This is a genomic window from Streptomyces sp. NPDC104309, from assembly GCF_055584025.1.
The window spans coordinates 30,111-50,322 of record NZ_JBVJMV010000052.1 but is presented as its reverse complement, the minus strand read 5'-3'; the positions used below and the strand labels follow the sequence as shown (position 1 = coordinate 50,322).

Here is a 20,212-nt window from a genome sequence, read left to right as displayed (position 1 = left end):
GCATACTGGATGTATGCGGATGTTCCGACAACGCGGCGAGGTGCCGTAGCTGTCGTCGCGCGCCCGCCAGGGATTACGGGACAGCCCTTAGGCGCGCGACCTCTCACGGCCATGCCCGACAGCCGGTTCACCCGAGTGCGTAAAGCGAAGGCAAAGCGGCGCCGCCCGTGATCGACTGTGGTCCACCCATCGAGCTGACCTTGCGTTTTGCCTGTCAGTACGACATGGCACCGTGGCCGAAAACGCACCTCTCGCCGATCTTCTTGGGAACTGCTTTACCTTCCGGGGTAGTTCTGCTGACAGCCGCGCCCGCGGCACTCCGCCGAACAGGCGGGGCAGTGCGCTCACAGGAGGCAGCAGTGGTCTCGATCGACCTGGACAAGGTGCTCGACAAGGCATACGCGGACAAGGACCTGTCCACGATCCTCTCGGCCCCGGTCTCCGCCCTGAAGGGAGTGTCGGACCGCCACGGAGAGCTCCTTCATGAGGCATTCGGGATCAAGACGGTGGCAGATCTGGCCAACCTGAAGTACGCCCGCTGGGCCCAGACTCTCGCCGCACTGGACGCTGCCGCCAAGTAACACTCCGCCCCACCGTCGCCGGGCCCGCCGACCAGAAGCGAGGCGGCCCGGCGTATCGGCACACCTGAGTACAGACCCATATGAAGGAGCGGACGCCACCATGGTGTTCAAGAAGCTGCTGGGAGCCATCGGAGTCGGTGGTCCATCGGTCGACACGGTCCTGGACCCCGGCCCGGTCATGCCCGGCGGCCCCCTGACCGGACGCGTTCATCTGCGCGGCGGCCAGGCTGACGTGACCATCGAGCAGATCACCCTCGATCTGGTCGCCCACGTAGAGGCGGAGGGCCACGACGGGGAGGAACACGGCACCGTCGTCTTCGACCGCGTCACGGTCGGCGGTGGATTCCGGCTCGCGGAGGGAGCCGAGCAGACGGTCCCGTTCTCTCTCACGCTGCCGTGGGAGACACCCGCCACCCGTCTCCACGGGCAGCCGCTCGGGGTGATCCTCGGAGTGCGTACCGAGGTGGAGGTGGCCGGAGCCAAGGACAAGGGCGACCTCGACGCTCTCGACGTGGTGCCGCTTCCTGTACAGGAAGCAGTCCTCGAAGCGCTGGGGCAGTTGGGCTTCGGGTTCAAGTCCGCCGATCTGGAACTGGGCCACATCCACGGGACCGGGCAGCAACTGCCCTTCTACCAGGAGATCGAACTCTCCCCACCCTCGCACCACGCGCACGCCGTCGACGAGATCGAGGTGACCTTCCTCGCGTCGTCCGGTGGTGTCGAGGTCATCATCGAGGCAGACAAGCGCGGCGGCCCGTTCTCCGAAGGCCACGATGCCGTCCACCGTTTCGCCGTCTCCCACCAGGCCGTGGGCCACACGGACTGGATCGCCGAAGTCGACTCGTGGATCAAACAGATCGTGGCCGGTCGCGGCTCGCACGGCGGCTTTCCCGGCGACCCGTACTCCTCCTCGTACGGACACACCGGGCACCACGACGCGCACCACTCCGAGTTCCACCACGGCACACACCACGGCGATGACCACCGGCGCTCCGGGCCCAGCACCGGTGCGGTGGTCGCGGGCGTCGCCGCGGGCGTCGCGGTCGGAGTCGTCGGCGGCATGGTCGCCGCCGAAGTCGTCGACGAAATCGGTGACGCCTTCGAGGACGAGGAGAGCGAGAGCGAGAGCGACGACGAAGGGTGAGCCCACCATTCATCGGGTTGCGGCAGGCCCGTCGGTAATCGGTTCCGTCGGCTGCTCCGCCGGCGGAGCACGGTTGAGACGGCGGGGACCGGAAGGCAGCCGCAGAGACGCGTGCCGTGCTGCGGATCGGCATCGTCATCGGCCATGCCGACGGCGGCTTTACGGCCCAGACCAGGGCGTCACCCGGGAAGCCCGGCACGCGCACCCGGTCTCCTACGCCCTATGAGTTCACCCTCAGGGCAACGGCCCTCCTCCGGGGCCGGCGGCTCCTGCCACCGGCCCCGGAGGTGTCCGATGCGCATCGCTGGACTGCGCGCTGCCCGGAGGCATCGCCGTGCCGGGGCATCCGCCGTCCGCCATCCGCAGATTCAGCGGAAGCCGTCCGTCGACGTGGCGGAAAGCCGGCCGCCGGTACTGCGGAGGCCATGCGTGGGCGCGGCGCAGGCTTTGGCCGCCGGCTCGGCGGATGTGGTCCACCGGCGCGACGCCGCCGGCCGCGGGTTCAGCGAAGGCCGTCGAAGTCCTTGCCGACCGTCAGGGTCACCGAGCCCGGAGCGGCAGCGGAGTCCTGGGTCGCTCGCGATCCCGGCAGCCGGGAGGCCAACGCCTTCGCCTGCCGGTCGAGTCCCTGCGGAAACGCCACCGCCGTCCTGGCCGTGTCGTGGGGGGCGTTGCCTGTGCCGATGACCGTGTAACCCGCCGCACGCAGGGCTTCCGCGACCTTCGCGGCCTGCCCCTGCTTTCCTGTCCCGTTGAGTACGTGTACCTGAATCGTGGTGGCGTACACGGGATTCTTGCTGTCGGCCTCCAGCGACTTCTTGTCGACTTCCTTGTCCGTGGCCAGGGAAGTGAAGAGATCCGCTGCCTGGGGGTACTGCCAGACGACATTGGCCTTGTCAGTGGGTACATCCGCTTCGCGCCCGTAGTTCGGCACGGTCAGGAAGGCCAGCCGGTCGCGGGGGATGCCCTTGAGTTCGGAGGCGAGCGCGGCGATCGGCGTGACCCCCGCCAGTTCCTTGTCCGTGGTCAGTGACTTGGTCGCCGAGTTGAGGAAACCGTACAGAGCGGTCGGGCTGGTCAGCTTCTTCTGCGCCTTGGCCACCAGCGCCTCCATGAATTCCTGCTGACGGCCTATTCTGCCGAGGTCGGAGCCGTCCCCCACGCTGTAGCGGGCCCTGACATAGCCGAGGGCCTTCTCGTCCCTGACCGTCTGGCATCCCGCTTCCAGGTCGAGGTGCGCCTTCTTGTCGTGGATCGCCGTCTCGGGACAGACTTCTATGCCGTCCAGGGCGTTCACCATGCCCTTGAAGCCCTGGAAGTCGATCGACATGAAGTGATCGATACGCAGGCCGGTGTTCTGCTCGACGGTTTTGATGGTGCAGGCAGCCGCCCCGGCGACGTCGCCGCTGGTTCCGCCGACGGCGAAGGCCTCATTTATCTTGAAGTGGTGCGGTGTGGACGTGGTGCCGTTGCCCCGGTCGCATGCCGGTATGCCGACCCATGAATCCCGTGGGAGGGAGACGACGGTGGCCCATTTCCGGTTGGCCGCCACGTGCATGACCATCAGGGTGTCCGACTGCATGGTGGTCAGGCCCTTGCCGTATTTCCCGTTGTCGCCGGAACGGGAGTCGGAGCCCACCACCAGGATGTTCTTGGATCCGGGACTCATGTTGGCCGGCCGGTCGGCGCCGAGCTTGTCGTCGATGTCGGCGGAGTGGATGTTCCCGTTGAGGTTCTGATAGATCCAGGCACCGGCACCACCGGCGGCCAGGAGCAGCACCGCGAGGGCGACGCTGCCCCGGACGACGAGTCTGCCCCGTCTGGTGAGCCGCCCCCGTGGATTCTCGTCGGCCCTGCGCGCCGCCTTGCCGCGCGGTTTCCTGCGTTCCTTGCTCACGCTGACCCTCCGCGCCCGGCCCGTCGGCCGCTCGCTCACCACTCCCTTGTCCACCGCGACTTGCGGTGGACGAACCCTACATACTTGTCGAGAACGGCTGCTCCCGGCCTCCGTCCGACGGAGCCCGTTGCCCGGCCGGGCGTCCGCACGGAGCGGAACGGCTGTGTCATGACAACGGGGTCGCCGCTTCGAGTACGAGGAAGAGGGCGAAGGCGGCGTTGAGCGAGGACAGCGTGGACACGGCGGTGCCCGCCGCCGCGAACAGGGCCGCGACGCCGGTCGCGGTGAGCGCCGGAGGCCAGCCGTGGTCGGGCGGAACTGGCCCCAGCAGCGCGGCGACCCGACGCGGGACGGGTCCGGAGGCGGCGAAGGCCGCGACGGTCGGCGAGGCGGCCCGGTGGGAGATCAGAGCCGCCTTGCCGACGGCGCGAGCCGTGGTCCGCCGGTCGCCGGTGACCCGTGCGGCCTCCTCGTCCGCCCAGCGTTCGGTGCTGTACGCGACGGCGGACCGCAGCGGGCGCAGCAGCGGGTTCGCCCCGCTCGCGAGCTGGGCGGCGAGCAGCAGCCGATGGTGGCGCCCCGAGAGGTGCGCGCGTTCGTGGGCGAGCAGCGCCCGCTGCTCGGCCTCGTCGAGGCACGCCAGCATGCTGGTGGACACCATGATCCGGCCGGGTGCGCCGGGCAGCGCGTAGGCGTACGGCACGGCGTCGGACAGCACCGCGACCTCGGCCCGCGAAGGCAGCGCGGCCAGGACCCGGTGGGCGCGTGAACGGAAGCGGTAGTGACGGTGCACGGTGAGAGCCCAGGCCGCGGCCACGGCCGCGAGCGCGACAATGGCCGCTTTGCCGACGAACCTGTCGTGCGGGACGGCCTCGCGCACCTCGTCGTCGGACCAGCCGTCGGGCAACGGGTTTCCGGGCAGCTGGGCCGTGCCGACGACCATCAGCAGCCCCAGACAGACCGTGCTGCACGACGCGAGGATCACCGCCACGGTGGTCAGCAGACGGGCGGCACGCCGTGGGTGCAGATGCTGCTCGGCCAGGCGCGCGATCGGCAGCGCGGTCAACGGCAGCACCAGGGGCAGGAAAACGAAGACGCCCATCGCTCAGCTCCCCGGTTCAGCCGGCGGTGTTCCGGGCGCCGGTGGCGCGCTCTCGTTGAGCAGCGACCGCAGCAACTCCTCGTCGTGCGAGGAGAGTGCCGAGACGAAGCTGGACAACACCGCGTCGCGGTCGTCCTGTTTGTCGAGGAGCCGGCGCATCCGCAGCGCCGCGAGTCCGGCCTCGTCCGTCGCGACCGGCCGCCACAGGACCGGACGCCCGGAGCCTGTGCGCGACACGGCCTTCTTCTCGTGCAGCCGGGTCAGGATGGTGATGACGGTGCTGTACGAGAGACCGCCGTCGAGTCGCTCCTGCACCCAACTCGCGGTGACCGGCGTACCGGCGTCGCCCAGCACGGACAGCACCAGGGCTTCGAGCTCTCCCTGGCCCCGTCTGCGGGCGCGCTGTCCCTGCCGCCCGTCCTCCTCTGCGGTCACGACGCGGTCCCCTTCCGTACGGCCGACCGTTCTGCCGGGCGACGGGGCATCGTACCGACCGTCGCCGGGGGTCCACCCCTGCCATGCGGACAACTGCCACCCACCAACTCTACAGTGTTGTAGATTTCAGCTGTTGTCACAGAGCGCCCTGACGGTGACCGTCCGGGGCCGATGTCGTGAAGAGGGAGAAACGCTGTGGGTGTGAGCCTCGCCAAGGGCGGAAACGTCTCGCTGACCAAGGAGGCGCCCGGACTGACCGCGGTGCTGGTCGGTCTGGGCTGGGACGTCCGTACGACCACCGGGACGGACTACGACCTGGACGCCAGCGCGCTGTTGTGCGACGCGGCCGGCAAGGTGCTCTCCAACGCGCACTTCGTCTTCTACAACAACCTCAAGAGCCCCGACGGCTCGGTCGAGCACACCGGCGACAACCTCACCGGCGAGGGCGAGGGGGACGACGAGATCGTGAAGGTCGATCTCTCCGCCGTGCCCGCCGAGGTGGCCAAGATCGTGTTCCCCGTCTCGATCCACGAGGCGGAGGGACGGGGCCAGAGCTTCGGACAGGTCCGCAACGCCTACATCCGGGTGGTCAACCAGGCGGGCGGGGCCGAGATCGCCCGCTACGACCTCAGCGAGGACGCCTCGACGGAGACCGCGATGGTCTTCGGCGAGCTGTACCGCAACGGCGCCGAGTGGAAGTTCCGCGCGGTCGGCCAGGGGTACGCCTCCGGCCTGAGCGGCATCGTCGCGGACTTCGGCGTCAGCCTCTGAAGCACGGCGCGTCGTGCGGCGCGCCCGCCCTTGAGGGCAGCGGCTCCGTGACCGTCGACCCGCCGCGCCCCGGGCCCGGTTGAGGGTTGGCGGTTGCCGGTTGGCGGTGCCGACGGCGGGCGCGTCTTCCGGGGCCGGACGCCGGCACCCGCCGCCCGCCGGCGGGGGCTCGCACGCCGCCGCGACGGCACAGGACTACGGATCACACAATTCGGGGGATGGAATGGACCGGTCGTTTCCACTGCGGGACGAGGACGGAGCCGACTACGCGTCAGCTCTCGACGATGTCATCGGGTCCGCGGAGATTCGGCGCTCGCTGGCCCGGTCCCGCATCGGCGCGGGCCAGTTGCGCGTCAGGGGCCTGGCGGCCGGTCCTCACGTCGCGTCGACCGCCGAGTCCGAGTACCGGTCGTACGCGGACCTGCGGCGACGGATCCAGAGCGGTGGGCCCGCCGATCGGGCGACGCCCCTGTCCGGGCCGGGGCAGCAGGAGGACACGGGCGCGGGCCTGGTGCCCGTTCTGGCGGTTCTCACCCCGGTCCTCGCCGCCGTTGCCGCGTCCACGTTCCTTCTCCTCGGGTACGTGCTCCGGCTGGCCGGCAGCGCGCCCGCCATGGCCGGCACGCTGATCGCGGCGGGCTGGATCAGCCTCGGGATCGCCGCGCTCACCGCCGCCTTCGGCATCCTCGCGCTCTACCGGACCGCCGCCGCGCACCGGGAACCCCGAGCGAGCAGCAGTGCGGTGCGTTCTCCCGGCCTCGACGCCGACCTCGATCGGGCCAGGGAGGCGTGGCTCCGAGCTCTGCGCCACAACGGCATCCGGCCGTTCCTCGTCGAACAGCTCAGGCAGGAGTCCGTCGAGCCGCTCAGGCAGGAGCCCGCTGCGCCCGAGCCCGGCCGGAGTGCGGGCTCCGGCCACCGGCCCCGTTACAGCAGTCCGGACTTCAGCAGTCCGGATTTCGGCAGCCCGGACTTCGGCAGCCCGGACTTCGCCGGCCCGGACTTCAGCGGACCGGGCCTCCCCGGCACACGGCGCCCGTGATGCCTCCGCGTGACCCCGCGCCCATGACACGGGGCCGCCCGTCCGCCCGGCTCAGAGGCTGTCGGGTGGCCTTCGATCGGAAGGCGGACGCGGTCCGGTGCGTGCGATTCCGAGGCGCCGGGATGTCCTCGGATGGGGTCTCCCCTGCTCCTTGAGAGCTTGGGGAAGGAGCTACCAGGGCATTTCGGCACGCGGGAAGCGTGCGTGCCAGGGCGTGGCCGCCCGATCAGAGGTCACCCGAGAGCCGCTCAGGCGATGTCGACGCCGTAGTCGACGGCGATGCCGGCCAGGCCGGATGCGTAACCCTGGCCGATCGCACGGAACTTCCATTCGCCGCCCCTGCGGTACAGGGCGCCGAAGACCATCGCCGTCTCGCCGGCGGCGTCGTAGGAGAGTTCGTAGCGGCACATCTCACGGCCGGTGAGGTTGTCGACCACACGAATGTAGGCGTCCTCGACCTGTCCGAAATTCTGGCCACGGTTCTGGGCGTCGTGGATGGAGACGGTGAAGACGATCTGCCCGGTCTTCTCGTCGAGCCGGTCGAGGTCGACGAGGAGTTGCTCGTCGTCGCCGTCACCCTCTCCGGTGGTGTTGTCGCCGGTGTGCCGCACCGCCCCGTCCGGGCTGGCGAGGTTGTTGTAGAAGACGAAGTGCCGATCGGAGACGACCTTCTGGTCCGGTCCGCAGATGATCGCGGACGCGTCGAGATCGAAGTCCGTGCCGCCGACCGGACGGGCGTCCCAGCCCAGGCCGACCGTGACGTCCGCGAGCGGGGTGCCGTCCTGGTTCAGGACGACGTTCTGACCCTTGGCGAGACTGACGCCCAACACCACTGCTCTCCTTCGACACGCGCCGGTGATGCGCCCACCGGAGCAACAGGGCTCCGCCGGACGCGTAGTGAACCCACCATATTCAAATATTGCGCAACCTTTAAAGTCGCCGTCAGGAGACGGCCGTGGACGCGGATGCGGTGACCCTCCCCGGGGACGTCGTTCCCGACGAGACCTCCGGGGACGGGCCGTGCGCACAGGTCACGGACCGTCTCCCGGTGGCATGGGCGGCACGCGCCCGCGACCGGGGCCCGCCCGCACCGGACACGACACGCACGCACCCGCACCCGCACCCGGAAGCGCCGCCGTACACGCACCGTCGCGACCTCACCGCGCGAACCGAGCCACCGCGCCGCGGACGCGCGACGCTCAGGGGCGCTCGACGCCGCTCTCCGCCACCGGACGCGCCGAGGCGGCGTCACCCGGGGCAGACCGGATGGTCCTCGGGGCCGGCGGTTCGGGGGCGTCGGCCCCGGGAGTGGCCGACGGGGACGCCCCCTCCTCCTTCATGGCCTTGGTCTCGCTCTTCAGGATGCGGAGCGACTTCCCCAGCGCCCGTGCGGTGTCGGGCAGTTTCTTCGAACCGAACAGCAGGATGATCACGAGCCCCAGGATCAGCAGATGCCAGGGCTCCAGCGCGTTACGGAACACTCCACCCAACCCTTCTCTCTCCTCGATGGACCACGCGGGGCGCCATCTCTCGGAAATGCTTGCTACATTGCGCAACTGTACAACCGTCGAGTCGGGAACGGTCACCCCTTCCCTCTGACCGGAACTGATGGGGTGTGGACGAATGACAGGCAGCCGCCAGGCATCCCGGCGCCGTGCGCGAGCAGTGGCCGAACGCAGTCGGCGGCGCAAGCGGAGCCGCACCCGGACCGTCCTCACCGTCACGGTCTCCCTGCTCGTCCTGGCGACGGCCGGCGTGGGCTGGGTCTACATGCGGCTCAACGGGAACATCAACACGTTCAGCTCGGACGGCGTGTCCGGCGACCGGCCGCCCGTCTCCACCGAGGGCTCGAACGTCCTGGTGATCGGTTCGGACGGGAGGACCGACGGCAACAGCGACCTGGGCGGCGGGGACAAGAACGACATCGGTCGCTCCGACACCGCGTTCCTCCTGCACACGTACGCGGATCAGAAACACGCCCTAGCCGTCTCCATCCCCCGTGACACCCTGGTCGACATCCCACCGTGCAAACTGCCCGACGGCACCTGGTCCCGGCCGGAGACCAACGCCATGTTCAACGGGGCGTACTCAGTGGGCGGAACGGCCAAAGGCAACCCCGCCTGCACCCAGAACACGGTCGAGAAGCTGACCGGGTTGCGCGTCGACCACACCGTCGTCGTCGACTTCAAGGGCTTCGCGACGATGACCGAGGCCGTCGGGGGTGTCAAGGTCTGCCTGCCCCAGGACGTCTATCAGCGAGACCTCAACCCCCATCGCCCCACCCGCGGCAAGCGCATCTTCGCCAAGGGCCCGCAGACCGTCTCCGGCCAGCAGGCGCTCGACTACGTGCGCATCCGGCACGGCATCGGCGACGGCTCCGACATAGGCCGCATAAAGCGCCAACAGGCCTTTGTCGCCAGCCTGTTGAAACAAATAAAGAGCGACGGACTCACGCCCACCAAACTGCTGCCGCTCGCGGACGCGGCCACCAGGTCGATGACCGTCGACCCCGGACTCGGCTCTGCGGACAAACTGGTCTCCTTCGCGATGTCGATGAAGGACATCGACCTGCACAACACCAAGTTCGTGACCGTGCCGTGGAAGTACCAGGGCGCGCGCGTGGCGATCGTCCACCCCGACGCCGACGCACTGTGGGCGGCGCTCAGGGCCGACCGCACCATCGACGGCCAGGACGCCGGGGGAAAGGGGGACGCGAAGGCGTCCGCTCCGTCACCGTCGACGTCGCCGGGCAACGACGACTCGGACTACGGCACCGGCGTCTCGGTGGCCGTCTACAACGGCACCACCGTCACCGGCCTCGCGGCCCGCGCCGCCGCCGTGCTCGACGAGCACGGCTTCACCGTCACGAACACCACGACGGCCTCGGTCCGCACCCAGGTCAAGACCGTGATCGAGTACGGCCCCGGCCAGAAGGACCAGGCCGGGAAGGTCGCCCGCGCCCTCCCCGGCGCGGAGCTCACCCCGGCCGCCGCCACCGGCATCTCGGTCGTCCTCGGCACGACGTACGCGACCGAGCCGGAAGCCACCGCGTCCGCCGCGCCGTCCGCCGTGCCCTCCAAGGTCGCCGCAGACGCCCGTTCCGCCGACGACAACCCCTGCTCCAACCTCTCGTACGGATAGCGCGGCCCGCCGCGTCGAGCGGCCTCGAACGGCGCGCGGGAGCGACCCTCACGGCTTCGCTCGATCTCCCGGCCCGGGTCGCGGAGCCCCGGCCGCGAGGACGATGCCTCCAGGGCCCGGACACCGCCGCAGACCACGTCACCGCACCTCATTGCGCCGCTTCCCCGAGCAGCCGGCGAGGTCGTCGAACCCTCGGAAGGGAGCTGCCGGACATCAGCCGTCCGTGGCCGTCGGCCTTCCCGCCAGGGTGCGCATCCCCGACGGGCCACGCCGGTCGGCGCGGGATGCGGCCGGCGTCCTCGCTTCGTAGACTCGAATGCGGGCATGATCGCCGTCGACAACCGGTCGGACGACAACACGCGGACATCCGTCGGCGTCCATTGCCTCATCCGTCACAGCCGGAGCCGTCACGGCGAGAGACCGGCGCCACCGCGCGACGTCGACGGCGTCGATACCGTCGACGTCCCAGGCGCTCATACGCCCCCGACACCCCGACACCCCGACACCCCTGACGTGGAGCCATTCATGAGCACACCGCGGGACCTGTTGATCGCCGCCATCGACAGGGCGGCCAGCCGCCCGCTGGAGCGAGGCGATCTTTCGCTGGTGCTCGCCGGGGCGGAGGTGATCGACTTCCTGGGTGCCGAGGCCGTCAGGCTGGACGGCGATCGGATCGTGCCGGGCCACGTGCCGGCCATGGAGGATCCCCTGTTGGACGAGGCCGTGTCGTCACTTGTCCGGCAACCGCCCTACGAATCGCTCGACGACTGGCTGTGGCGCCGCGGCCGCGGTCTGTCCACGGCCTATCTGGCCGCCTTTGAGGCGGAGGGACAGCTCACTGCGCAGAGCCGACCGCGCTGGGTGCCTTCCGCGACCAGTCGGATGGTCCTTGCCGATTCGCCCGCCCGTCGCCGGGCGGCGGACCGCTGGAATTCCGATGAGCCCGTCCTCGCCGCGCTCGCGGCGGCGGCCGGGATCCGCGACAAGCCGGTCGGTGACTCCCCGGGCGTACCCGACGAGTCGATCACGACGGTGCTCGCCGCCGTGGACGACGCCCTGCGCGACCTTGAGTTCCAGCGACAACGGCGAGCGCTCGACGAGGCGGCCTTCGACAACATCTGGCGAGGCCAATGACGAAGGCGCGGACGGTGTGGACGGCCTCCGGCCGTGTGGACCGGCGTCCCCGGCCCCGTCGCCCCGGTGACCACGCCATCACCCACCGATCGCGCGCCACCACCCACCGGTCGGTCCCACGCGCGTCCGCGAGGGGGAAGAGGATTCCCTCGAAGGGCATGAACATCCTGGGAGAGAACTCTCCCCTCACACGGCGGACGGCCGGCGCGAGACCGGGCTCATTGAGGTGTGCGTCGCGGGCCCTGTTCCCAGCACGACTATCTCTTCGCCCTTGCCGGAAAAAGCCCGACGCGGCCACGGCGGCGCGCACGGCAGAAGGTCCAGCCGCCGTTGCAGCGGCTTCTCGACGACCTCTCCGCCACTCCGGCCAAGAACTCCGCCGCTCGCCACGGGTGACGGTCCGTCGACATGAGTGACGGTCCACCCATGGATCGCCCCGTCCGTGGCCCGTACCGCCCGGCCGTGTTCCGCCCCTCAGCCCGGCAGCCACCGCCCGGAGCCACGCCGAGCGGCGGGCCTCCGGGCGGTGCGGCGCGCAAGGGCCGGGGGCTGCTTCACAGGCGCTTGGCGCTGCGCAGCGTGGAGGCGTAGTAGCCGTTCCCGTCCAGCCGGGACGTGCCGCCCTTGTCACCGATGGTCGGGCCGTTGACCTCTTCCCGGCTGGACACGAAGATCTTGTGTCCGTCGGTGTCGTGCCCCATGTACATGCCGACGTGGTCCAGTCGCTGCTTGGTCCGCCGGTCGAGCTTGAAGAAGACCAGGTCTCCCGGTTGCAGCACGTCGATGTTCTTCGGCCGGTCCGCGGGGGTGATGCCCTTGAGCTCGATGACGTCCGTGCCGCGCCGGGAGCGGGCCATACCATTCGCGGTGCGCGGCAGTCCGTCGCCGAGGGTGTCGGTGGCCATCAGCGGATAGCGGGCGCGGTAGCCGACGACCGTACGGATGAAGCCCGAGCAGTCCATCGAGCGGGCGCGCTCGGGGCGCGGCTGCATCGTGGTGCCGTTGCGGAAGGTGTACGGGATGCCGAGGTAGTCGAAGAAGTCGGACTCCTCCAGCCGGTAGTCGTTGCCCGGGCTGCCGTTCGGGTTGATCGGACCGAAGTTGGCGTCCCCCGCGTACGAGACCCCCTCGTCGTCCTTCTTGATCGGCGCCTGGTCGACGTACTGGAAGGCTATCGCGAAGAGGTCGTCCTCCTCGCTGGCGAAGAACTCCTTGAACCAGTCCTTGAACCACTTCTCCTTCTCGGCGCCCTTCTTCCACTGGTACGGCATCAGCCGGACCCAGTCCTCGGTGACGACCCGGGACTTGGTGTAGGCGGGTTCGGTGAACGTTCGGCTGGGGCCGGTGAGCGTGGCGGTGCGGGCGCCGTCGGTGAAGCTGGCGAGGACCTCACCATCGGCACCGCGCAGCAGGGTGCGGGCGGGGTTCTGCAGTCGTTCCCAGCTCTTTTCGCCGTTGAGGCCGGCGCCGGAGGAGCGCAGGGAGGGGTTGTCGGTGACGGCCTGCACGGCGGGGGCCTTGGCCTGCTCGTCCTTGCGCAGTTCGACGGTGAGGTAGGCGCTGCCCGCAAGCAGGCTGATCACCGTGACGGCATGCAGCACCGGGCGGGGGCCACGCTTGGTCTTGGCACTCATGGGTCGGTCAGCTCCGGGTGGTGGGTCGAGCGGTATCGGTGGGTCAGACGGTGGGCAGGGCGCCGAGCAGGATTCCGGCGGTGAGTACGACGTACGCCATCAGCGACACCGTGCCGGTCGCGAGCAGCGTCGCGCCCTTGGGCTGGCGGACGAGCTGGTAGGCGATCAGGCCCGGGACGATGAAGCCGAGCGTCTGGTTGGTGTACATCAGCGGAAATTCGAGCGACAGCACGATCATCAGCGTCGCCTGGAAGATGACTCCGGTCAGCACGACGGTGGAGAACAGCCGCTTGCCGTAGAGGATCACGACGCGCTGGAGACCGAGGACGGCGACGTACGTCAGCACGGTGACGCCGACCACCATGGCCGCGCGCTGGAGGTCCTCGACGAGGGTGAGGGCCAGCCAGCCCGGGGTGATCATGCCGCCGGGCGAGAGGTTGGTCGTCAGATAGCAGACCAGGGAGAACATCAGCCCCAGGGCGATACCGATCGCGGCGATCTCGGGGGTGAGGACAGAGGGGATCAACGGGGTTCTCCTGGGTTCTGCTGCTGGGCCGGGGCGGGCGGCCGAACCGGCTCGAACGGACCGCGTGCATAAGGCTTTGCGGGCGGTTGCGCCGGATTCTGTGCCGGAATCTCGGATGTCGGCCGGGGCTGTTGCGGCTGCTGTCCCGGCTGTTCCTGCGAGGGCTGTTGGGGCTGCTGCTCCGGCCCGGCCTGCCGCATCGGCTGTCCCGACTGCTCCGGTTCGGGCTGCCCGGGGCGTGCGGCGAGGGGCAGCACAGCCGGCTGACGCTGCTGATACCGGGCCTCGTAGGCCTCGGGGTACGGCGCGAACGGATCGAGGCGCGGTGTGTACCGCGGAAGCGCGAGCGTCTCGTCGTGCCGCACATGGCCGGGTTCGAGGGCGGGCGCTTCGCGCCGGGGCTGGGCCGGGATCACGGGAACGGCCGCGGTGGGCGGGCCGTCGTCGCGTGATGCGGCACGTGCCTCGGCGGGCAGGCCATCCCGCGCGCCCCTCACGCCCGGCTCGTCCGCCGTCTCGTCCACCGTCTCGTCCGCGGTCTCGTCCGCGGGGAGTTCGGCCAGGTGCTCCAGCAGGACTTCGCCCTGCCCGTGGATGTTGCCGATCGCGACGAGCGAGGACTCGGGGCCGAGCCGGTCGAGCAACTGGCGCATGAACTCCTCCGGATCGCGCTTGTCACCGCCCAGGTCGACCGCCGTGTGCCGCCACTCGGCGGGGATGGCGTCGATGGCGCTCTTCGCCGGGTGCCCGATGACGAAGACCTTCTCCGGCTGGAGGTCGGGGATGATCTGGCCCATCTGCCCGTTGCGCTCGACCCGGTCGGGGCGGCAGTTGATGACGACGTTCAGCGGCCGGCTGATCGCCCCCAGGTCGAGCAGTTGGTTGATGTTCATCAGCGTCGACTCGGGGTCGTTGGCCGCGAAGACGTTCGCGAACCGCAGCCCCTTGTCGTCGTGGGTGCGGTACCGCTCGACCGAGAGGACGCCCGGGTCCGGCGGGGCGTCGTACATGCCCTGGAGCGCGGTCTCCCGGTCCACGCCGAGGAGTTCGGCGACGGTCAGCGCAATCGCCACGTTCTCCTTGAAGGTGAACCAGCTGAACCCGCGCAGCTCCGCGTCGCTCACGGTCTCCGGGTCCGCGTAGATCAGCTTGCAGTCCCGGGCGTCCGCCTCCTCCTGGAGGATGTCGAAGCGGTCCTTCTCGGCGGTGACGCAGATGCCGCCCTCCGGCATGGAGCGGCACAGCGAGCGGGCCACGTCGTCCAGGGTCGGGCCCATTTCGGCCAGATGGTCCTCGCGAACGTTGCAGAGCACGCCGATCGTCGATCGGATCAGCTTCGACTGGTTGATCTCCTGGAGCGCCGGCATGACGGCCATGCATTCGATGACGAGCGCGTCCGGGCTGTACGCGGCGGCACGTCGCACGATGCCGATCTGCTCCACCACATTGGCTATGCCGAATTTGCGGTAGACGGGCTCCTCGGTGGCGTCCGGGTGGATGAAGCGGGCCGCGGTGCCGGTCGTCTTGGCGACGGTGACGAGGTCACCGCCACGCAGCGCGCCGGCGCAGAGCCGGGTGATGGAACTCTTGCCGCGGATGCCGTTGACCAGCACACGGGTCGGGATCCGCTCCAGATTGCTGAAGTGGCGACGTTGCTCGACGATGCCCGCGATCAGCAGGATCGCGCAGCACATCACGAGCACGGTATAGAGGAAGAGCAAGGCCGATCAGTTCCTTCCGGCGAGGGGGGCGCCGTCGCGTCTGCGCTGCTCCTGGAGCTGCTGCCGGACGAGTTCGAGACTTCGCGTGACCGCGCCGACCTCGTCGTGGTGGTGCGGGAAGAGCACGGTGCGCCGGTCGCCGTCGGCGAGCGCCTCGGCCTTGCCGGCCAGTTCGCGCAGCGGCCGTACGACGACGATGTGCAGCCAGCCGAGACAAGCGGCGGCGGCGGTGATGCCGAGCAGTCCGGCCAGGACGGTGCGGTTCTGCAGGCTGTACTCGGGGATCGCGAGACCCGCGGCGGGCTGCCAGCTGACCACCGTCCAGCCGAGCTTCTTCGCTGCCCCGCCGCCGACGAACGGCGCGGCTCCGGCGACCTGGACTCCGTCACCGTCGCGGTACATGACACCGCTGGCGCGGGCACTGAGGCCGGTCTTCTGGTTGGTGCCGGTCGCCAGCTCGTCGAGCCGCTTCGGAAGGCTCTGGAAGGCGAGGTAGCCGGTGTTGCCGCCAAGGACCCGGCGTTCGTCGTCGACGACCCGGATCTGGCCGAGGCCGGGGCGCTTGAGCAGCGAGTTGATGAAGTCGATCCGGAACTCACCGATCACGGCGGCTCCGTCGCGGCCCTGGATCTCGGCGTATCCGGCGATGACGGGCTCCTTGCCCGACTCGTTGAGGACGCTGATCGGCTGCGCGAACAGCTTGTCGACGCCGCTCCCGCTCGCGGGCAGGTCGTGCGGGGACTCGCCGGCGCGGGCGAGGATGGTGCCCTCGGCGGAGCGTACGTACAGCGACCGGTAGCGCACGTGCTCGGTGCGGGTGCGCTCCAGGACCTTCTTCATGTCGTCGGGGCTGGTCCGGTTGCCGATCAGCGCGGAGACGGAAACCAGGTCGGCGTGGCCCTCGTTGAGCGCGCGGCGCACCCGGTCGGAGAGCGTGTCGGTGCGCTCGCGCTGGTCGCTGATGATCTGTTCCGGTACGGCGACGGTCGAGTCGGCGCGGTTGAAGAGCAGCAGCATCGGCGCCGACCAGGCGAGGAGCAGGACGCCGCAGACCACGACGAGGCCGCGGGTGCCGACGCGGCGGCGGCGCGACGCACCGGAGGACGCGTCCGTGGTGCCGGCGGGTTCGCCCAGGAGCTGGCGACGGAGCCGTTCCAGAGCCTGCCCGATCCGCGCGGCCTCGCCGTACCTCGGGACGGTGACGGGACGGGTCAGATCGCCTCGGGTGAGCCGGCGGCTCTCCAGGAAGAGTTTCAGCAGCGGCCGCTGGACCGTACCGAGCAGCAGGGCGACCGCGAGGGCGCCGATCAGCAGCAGCGCGACCGCGGCGAGCAGGCCGAAGAGCGGCCCGGCGACCCGGGTGGGGTCCACCGCGACGTCGACCATGGAGACGACGGTCAGACCGAGCGCGGTCGCGACGGTCCCTTCGCCGGGCTCCGGGCCGGTGAGCGTGGCATATCCGGCGATGGAGCGGTCGCCTTCGAAGGAGTCGCCGAGCAGACTGCCGCTGACCCCGAGGAAGCCGCCGGAACCGGGCTCCTTCGCCTTGAGCGGATGTTGCGCCGACTTGGCGGCAGCGATCTTGGAGAAAGCTTTCAGCTGCTTGTTGGAGCGCTTGACGCCATCGCGCTGCAGATCGGTGAGGACCTGCTCGGGTTCCGGAATGCCGTCGCTGCTGAGAATGCGCCCCTCGCTGTCGATGACGGCGATGGAGCGAAACTGCCCGAGGCTGATGCCCGGGAACCGCAGACTGCTCGATGCGATCAGCAACTGCTGCGGCCGGTCCGGCCAGGAGAGCAGGGCGAAGGCGAGCAGCCGGGTCTCACCGTTCTGCAGCCGCACCATGCGCGGGCTGAGCCCGTCCTTCCCGGCGAGCTTGCTCGTGTCGACGGCGGTGACGGGCACGTTCTCACCGCGCGCGGCAAGCATCCGCCCGGACTTGATCTCCACGACGGCCGTGCCCATCCATTTCTGGTAGACACTGCCGATCTTGTCGAGGACGGCGTCCGGCGAGACCGGATCACCGGCGCTGAAGAGCCCGGCGGTACGGGTCAGGTCGGTGGCGCTCTCGTCGATCGAGGCGCGCATGGCGACGGCACCGTCCTCGGCGAAGTGCTGCTGCGAGGTCAGCACGGCCTTGGGTACGGGGTCCTGGCCGGCTCTCCCCAGACCGAGGGCGGTGATGCCCGCGAGGGAGAGCAGCAGGGCCGAGAGGACCGCGATGGGTGGACGGATGCCACCCAGCAGCGACATATCGGCCCGGCGTCGGACCTTGTGCCGCCGTTTCGCAGACGAAGCGGCCATGAGTGTGTTGCCTTTCAGGTTCTGGCCCGAGTTGAGACCCGCGCCAATGCATGCCATGGAGAAGGAGTGATCAGTTCCACGACCCGGAAGCTTGGCGGAAAGTTGTACGGAGAGTTGCCGGTGTGACGTACGCGACGTTTGAAGCCGAATTCTTGACTTTGGGCCCACTCGGCGATCACTCAGCTGTGCGTCACCTGTTGGAAACCTGTGAGACACCTGTAGGACAGCCAGGATTCGGCCACCAGCCGGTTGCTGCTCGGCCGCTGGTCGGCGGGGAGGTCGGCGTACGGTCGTCCGGGAGGACGGTGATCAGTCCGGGAGGCCCTCCAACGGCTTCAGACCGTCCTTGGCGGCACCCCGGTTGAGCATCGTGCCCTGGGTGCGCTCGAATGCCAGCCGGTACCTCGCCCGCTCCTCGGACGAGAGGTCCTTGCCGCCTCGCAAGGATTCGGCCAGATTCAGCAGCCGGTGGTCCTTCACCGCGCCCCGCTTACCGGCCGCCTCCACGGAGTCCGGGTCGCTCTCGTCGGCGTCCGGCGGGATGGTGACGAGCGTCGGCACGTAGCGCGCGTCCACATCCCATGTGCCGCCCCGCTTGTGGAACTCGAACCAGCCGATGACGCCTTCCTCGGTCAGCCCGGACGGCACGTCGTGCCGCGCCAGCTGGTTGCCGAGGCCGTACGCCACCCATGTGCCGTCGACCTTCTCCATCGGCTGCACCACGTGCGCGTGGTGGCCGATCACCAGGTTGATCCCGGTCTCCCTCGCCAGCCTGCGGGCCAGCTTCAGCTGCGGGGCACTCGGATCCGGGTGATGTTCGCGGCCCCAGTGGATGCTGAGGATCACCACTTCGGCACCGGCCTTGCGGGCAGCCTTCTCGGCGGCGGCGATCCTGTCGAACGAGTTCTGGTTGACGATCCAGGGCTTGTCGGCCGGGATCTCGCGGCCGTTGAACCCGAAGGCGTAGGACAGTTGGGCGACCTTCACGCCCTTCACGTCCATGATCAGCGGCTTGGTCGCCTCCGCGCCGCTGCGCGCCGAACCGGTGTGCTTGAGACCTGCCTTGTCGAGGGTGTCGAGCGTGCGCTTCACGCCCTCGGCCCCGTGGTCGAGGGTGTGGTTGGACGCCGTCGAACAAGTGTCGTAACCGACATCCTTGATCGCCGTGGTGATCTGCGGCGGGACCAGGAAGTCCGGGTAGCTCTGGAACGGCCCCTCCGGCTTGCCGATGACCGGCTCGAAGTGGCAGATCGCCAAGTCGGCCTTGCTGATCACAGGCTTGACCCCGGCCATGATCGCGCCGAAGTCGAGCCCGTCGGCGGCGGTGCCGCCGCTTCCGGCGCCCTTGCCGCCGGCCGACTCGGCGTCCTTGCGGGCCTGTTCGGTCAGCTGCGGATGGATCAGGATGTCGCCCGCGGCGGCGACAGTGAACGACGGGCCCGACTGCGCGTCGGCGGCGTCACTGTCACTGCCCGGCAGCGAGCAGCCCGTCGCGGTGGCGGCGAGGAGCGCCAGCACAGCGGCGCGGGCCGCGAAGGAGTTGAGAGGGAATGATGACACCCCTGATATTTTCGTTCGGATAGGACACGAGACTCTGCCGTGAAGATAACGATCAAGGCAATACTGCTGAGTACCGTGGTGATACTGGTCACGCTCGGTGCGCTGGTGGCGGTTCTCGTCCCGTCCGGCGACCGGGCCCGGCACGATTCGGCCGCTCCCACTGCCCGTGACGGCGACGACCTGGCCCGGCGCATCACCGAATTCACCAGGGGAACGGTCGCGCACAGCGACTATCAGCGGCCTCTGCCCACCCAGCGCCGTACCGTCGCCGAGGCCGTCGGGCTCTTCCTGGACGGCCACCGGGCCGAAGCCGGGCGCCGCCTGGCCGAGGTCGACTTCGGCATCCGTACCTTCACCGACACCGGGACCGGCCGGCGCATCGCCGAGATCGCCGACCGCGCGGCGGAGGTCAGGCGGGGCTGGGGCCGGGTCTACGTCGACCTCGGCACCCCGGCCCGCTGGTCGGTCCAGGTACCGCATCCGGTCGCCGACATGCGCAGCGAGCAGTTGGGCATCGGGGTGCTTCGCGCCAGGACCGGTGGGGTACTGGTGCTGGCCGGCGCCCATCGGAACGCCGGGGAGGGGGACCGCGCCGATGTCGCGCACCGCGGCGACACGGTGTTCGACGCGGTCTGCGACGAACTGGCCCGGCGCCGGCTGCCGGGCCTGCAGGTGCACGGCTTCGCCGACTCCACCGAACCGGACTACGACGTGATCGCGTCCACCGGCAAGGGCGACCAGGGGCGTGCGGCGGCCCGCCGCACGGCGACCGCCCTGCGGCGGGAGGGCTTCGCCGTCTGCCGGGCGTGGGCGCGACGCTGCGCGCTGGAGGGCCGCAGCAACGAACAGGGACGACGCGCGGCGGCGGACGGTGTCCCGTTCCTCCACATGGAGTTCAGCCGGAGCGTGCGCGACGACGAGGAGCGGATGCGGCGGGCGGCCGGAGCACTCGCGACCACTCTGCCCTGAGGTGAGGCACGCAGGGCATATGGCGCGGAGGGCGTCCCGGGGCGCTCCTGGTCCACCGGTCCCGACGGACGCGGGCGCCCTCCGGTCCCAGCGGGCGCGAGCACCCCACCGGTCCCAGCGGGCGCCCTTGGTCCACCGGCCGTGACGGGCGCGAGTGCTCTGCCGCGCCCCTGGCGGGCGAGTACTCGGCCAGGCAGTCCGGGCAGCGTCCGGACCTTCCTCTCCGGCCGGCCGACCACTGCTCCCCTTCC

The 20,212-nt window shown here is 69.9% G+C and carries 17 protein-coding genes and 1 pseudogene; 8 read left to right on the top strand and 10 right to left on the bottom strand.

All coding sequences use genetic code 11. The annotated features are described in order from the left end of the window. Nucleotides 1-359: 359 nt before the first annotated feature. Nucleotides 360-581 carry a hypothetical protein gene (locus ACZ68L_RS40225; RefSeq protein WP_469588038.1) on the top strand — a complete coding sequence of 74 codons (222 nt, stop codon included), beginning with the start codon at nucleotides 360-362 and terminating at the stop codon, nucleotides 579-581. 100 nt (nucleotides 582-681) lie between these two features. Continuing rightward, nucleotides 682-1,725, top strand: coding sequence for a sporulation protein (locus ACZ68L_RS40220; RefSeq protein ID WP_469588035.1), 1,044 nt, complete (start codon nucleotides 682-684; stop codon nucleotides 1,723-1,725). A 502-nt stretch (nucleotides 1,726-2,227) separates the two neighbouring features. On the opposite strand, the gene ACZ68L_RS40215 is transcribed toward ACZ68L_RS40220, so the two are convergent. From ACZ68L_RS40215 to ACZ68L_RS40205, 3 genes are all read right to left on the bottom strand, one after another. Next, complete coding sequence (locus ACZ68L_RS40215; RefSeq protein ID WP_469588033.1) at nucleotides 2,228-3,622, bottom strand: LCP family protein; 1,395 nt, start codon at nucleotides 3,620-3,622, stop codon at nucleotides 2,228-2,230. Between the two features lie 166 nt (nucleotides 3,623-3,788). Then, a complete protein-coding gene (locus ACZ68L_RS40210; protein WP_469588032.1) occupies nucleotides 3,789-4,724 on the bottom strand; it encodes a M56 family metallopeptidase in 936 nt (311 codons plus the stop codon). Nucleotides 4,725-4,727: 3 nt separating this feature from the next. Beyond that, a complete protein-coding gene (locus ACZ68L_RS40205; protein WP_469588030.1) occupies nucleotides 4,728-5,159 on the bottom strand; it encodes a BlaI/MecI/CopY family transcriptional regulator in 432 nt (143 codons plus the stop codon). 195 nt (nucleotides 5,160-5,354) lie between these two features. On the opposite strand from ACZ68L_RS40205, the gene ACZ68L_RS40200 reads away from it, so the two are divergent. Then, nucleotides 5,355-5,930, top strand: coding sequence for a TerD family protein (locus tag ACZ68L_RS40200; RefSeq protein ID WP_469588025.1), 576 nt, complete (start codon nucleotides 5,355-5,357; stop codon nucleotides 5,928-5,930). Nucleotides 5,931-6,153: 223 nt separating this feature from the next. Continuing rightward, entirely contained in the window at nucleotides 6,154-6,972 is an 819-nt protein-coding gene (locus tag ACZ68L_RS40195) for a hypothetical protein (protein WP_469588021.1), read from the top strand. 248 nt (nucleotides 6,973-7,220) lie between these two features. On the opposite strand, the gene ACZ68L_RS40190 is transcribed toward ACZ68L_RS40195, so the two are convergent. After that, entirely contained in the window at nucleotides 7,221-7,799 is a 579-nt protein-coding gene (locus ACZ68L_RS40190) for a TerD family protein (RefSeq protein WP_469588043.1), read from the bottom strand. A gap of 372 nt (nucleotides 7,800-8,171) precedes the next feature. Next, entirely contained in the window at nucleotides 8,172-8,453 is a 282-nt protein-coding gene (tatA, locus tag ACZ68L_RS40185) for a Sec-independent protein translocase subunit TatA (RefSeq protein ID WP_469588019.1), read from the bottom strand. A 142-nt stretch (nucleotides 8,454-8,595) separates the two neighbouring features. Here tatA and ACZ68L_RS40180 point away from each other — a divergent pair, with 142 nt between their 5' ends. From ACZ68L_RS40180 to ACZ68L_RS40170, 3 genes and pseudogenes are all read left to right on the top strand, one after another. Next, nucleotides 8,596-10,113 carry an LCP family protein gene (locus ACZ68L_RS40180; protein WP_469588016.1) on the top strand — a complete coding sequence of 506 codons (1,518 nt, stop codon included), beginning with the start codon at nucleotides 8,596-8,598 and terminating at the stop codon, nucleotides 10,111-10,113. Nucleotides 10,114-10,638: 525 nt separating this feature from the next. Next, a complete protein-coding gene (locus ACZ68L_RS40175) occupies nucleotides 10,639-11,247 on the top strand; it encodes a GOLPH3/VPS74 family protein (RefSeq protein ID WP_469588014.1) in 609 nt (202 codons plus the stop codon). A 249-nt stretch (nucleotides 11,248-11,496) separates the two neighbouring features. Continuing rightward, nucleotides 11,497-11,616: pseudogene (locus ACZ68L_RS40170) on the top strand (transcriptional regulator); the annotation flags it as partial. Nucleotides 11,617-11,801: 185 nt separating this feature from the next. On the opposite strand, the gene ACZ68L_RS40165 reads toward ACZ68L_RS40170, so the two are convergent. The 5 genes from ACZ68L_RS40165 to ACZ68L_RS40145 all read right to left on the bottom strand — a co-directional run bounded on the left by ACZ68L_RS40165 (nucleotide 11,802) and on the right by ACZ68L_RS40145 (nucleotide 18,992). Next, nucleotides 11,802-12,881 carry a C40 family peptidase gene (locus tag ACZ68L_RS40165; RefSeq protein WP_469588011.1) on the bottom strand — a complete coding sequence of 360 codons (1,080 nt, stop codon included), beginning with the start codon at nucleotides 12,879-12,881 and terminating at the stop codon, nucleotides 11,802-11,804. Nucleotides 12,882-12,924: 43 nt separating this feature from the next. Continuing rightward, entirely contained in the window at nucleotides 12,925-13,407 is a 483-nt protein-coding gene (locus ACZ68L_RS40160) for a poly-gamma-glutamate biosynthesis protein PgsC/CapC (RefSeq protein WP_469588007.1), read from the bottom strand. Further along, nucleotides 13,404-15,128 (bottom strand): poly-gamma-glutamate synthase PgsB, encoded by a 1,725-nt coding sequence (gene pgsB / locus ACZ68L_RS40155; RefSeq protein WP_469588005.1) that lies wholly within the window; start codon nucleotides 15,126-15,128, stop codon nucleotides 13,404-13,406. The genes ACZ68L_RS40160 and pgsB overlap by 4 nt, the downstream gene beginning before the upstream one ends. Nucleotides 15,129-15,134: 6 nt before the next feature. Next, nucleotides 15,135-17,432: a HAMP domain-containing protein gene (locus ACZ68L_RS40150; protein WP_469588000.1), complete on the bottom strand. Its 2,298-nt coding sequence runs from the start codon at nucleotides 17,430-17,432 to the stop codon at nucleotides 15,135-15,137. A 309-nt stretch (nucleotides 17,433-17,741) separates the two neighbouring features. Next, nucleotides 17,742-18,992 (bottom strand): CapA family protein, encoded by a 1,251-nt coding sequence (locus ACZ68L_RS40145; protein WP_469587996.1) that lies wholly within the window; start codon nucleotides 18,990-18,992, stop codon nucleotides 17,742-17,744. Nucleotides 18,993-19,031: 39 nt separating this feature from the next. On the opposite strand from ACZ68L_RS40145, the gene ACZ68L_RS40140 reads away from it, so the two are divergent. Beyond that, nucleotides 19,032-19,961 (top strand): hypothetical protein, encoded by a 930-nt coding sequence (locus ACZ68L_RS40140; protein WP_469587993.1) that lies wholly within the window; start codon nucleotides 19,032-19,034, stop codon nucleotides 19,959-19,961. The last annotated feature ends 251 nt before the right edge of the window (nucleotides 19,962-20,212 follow it).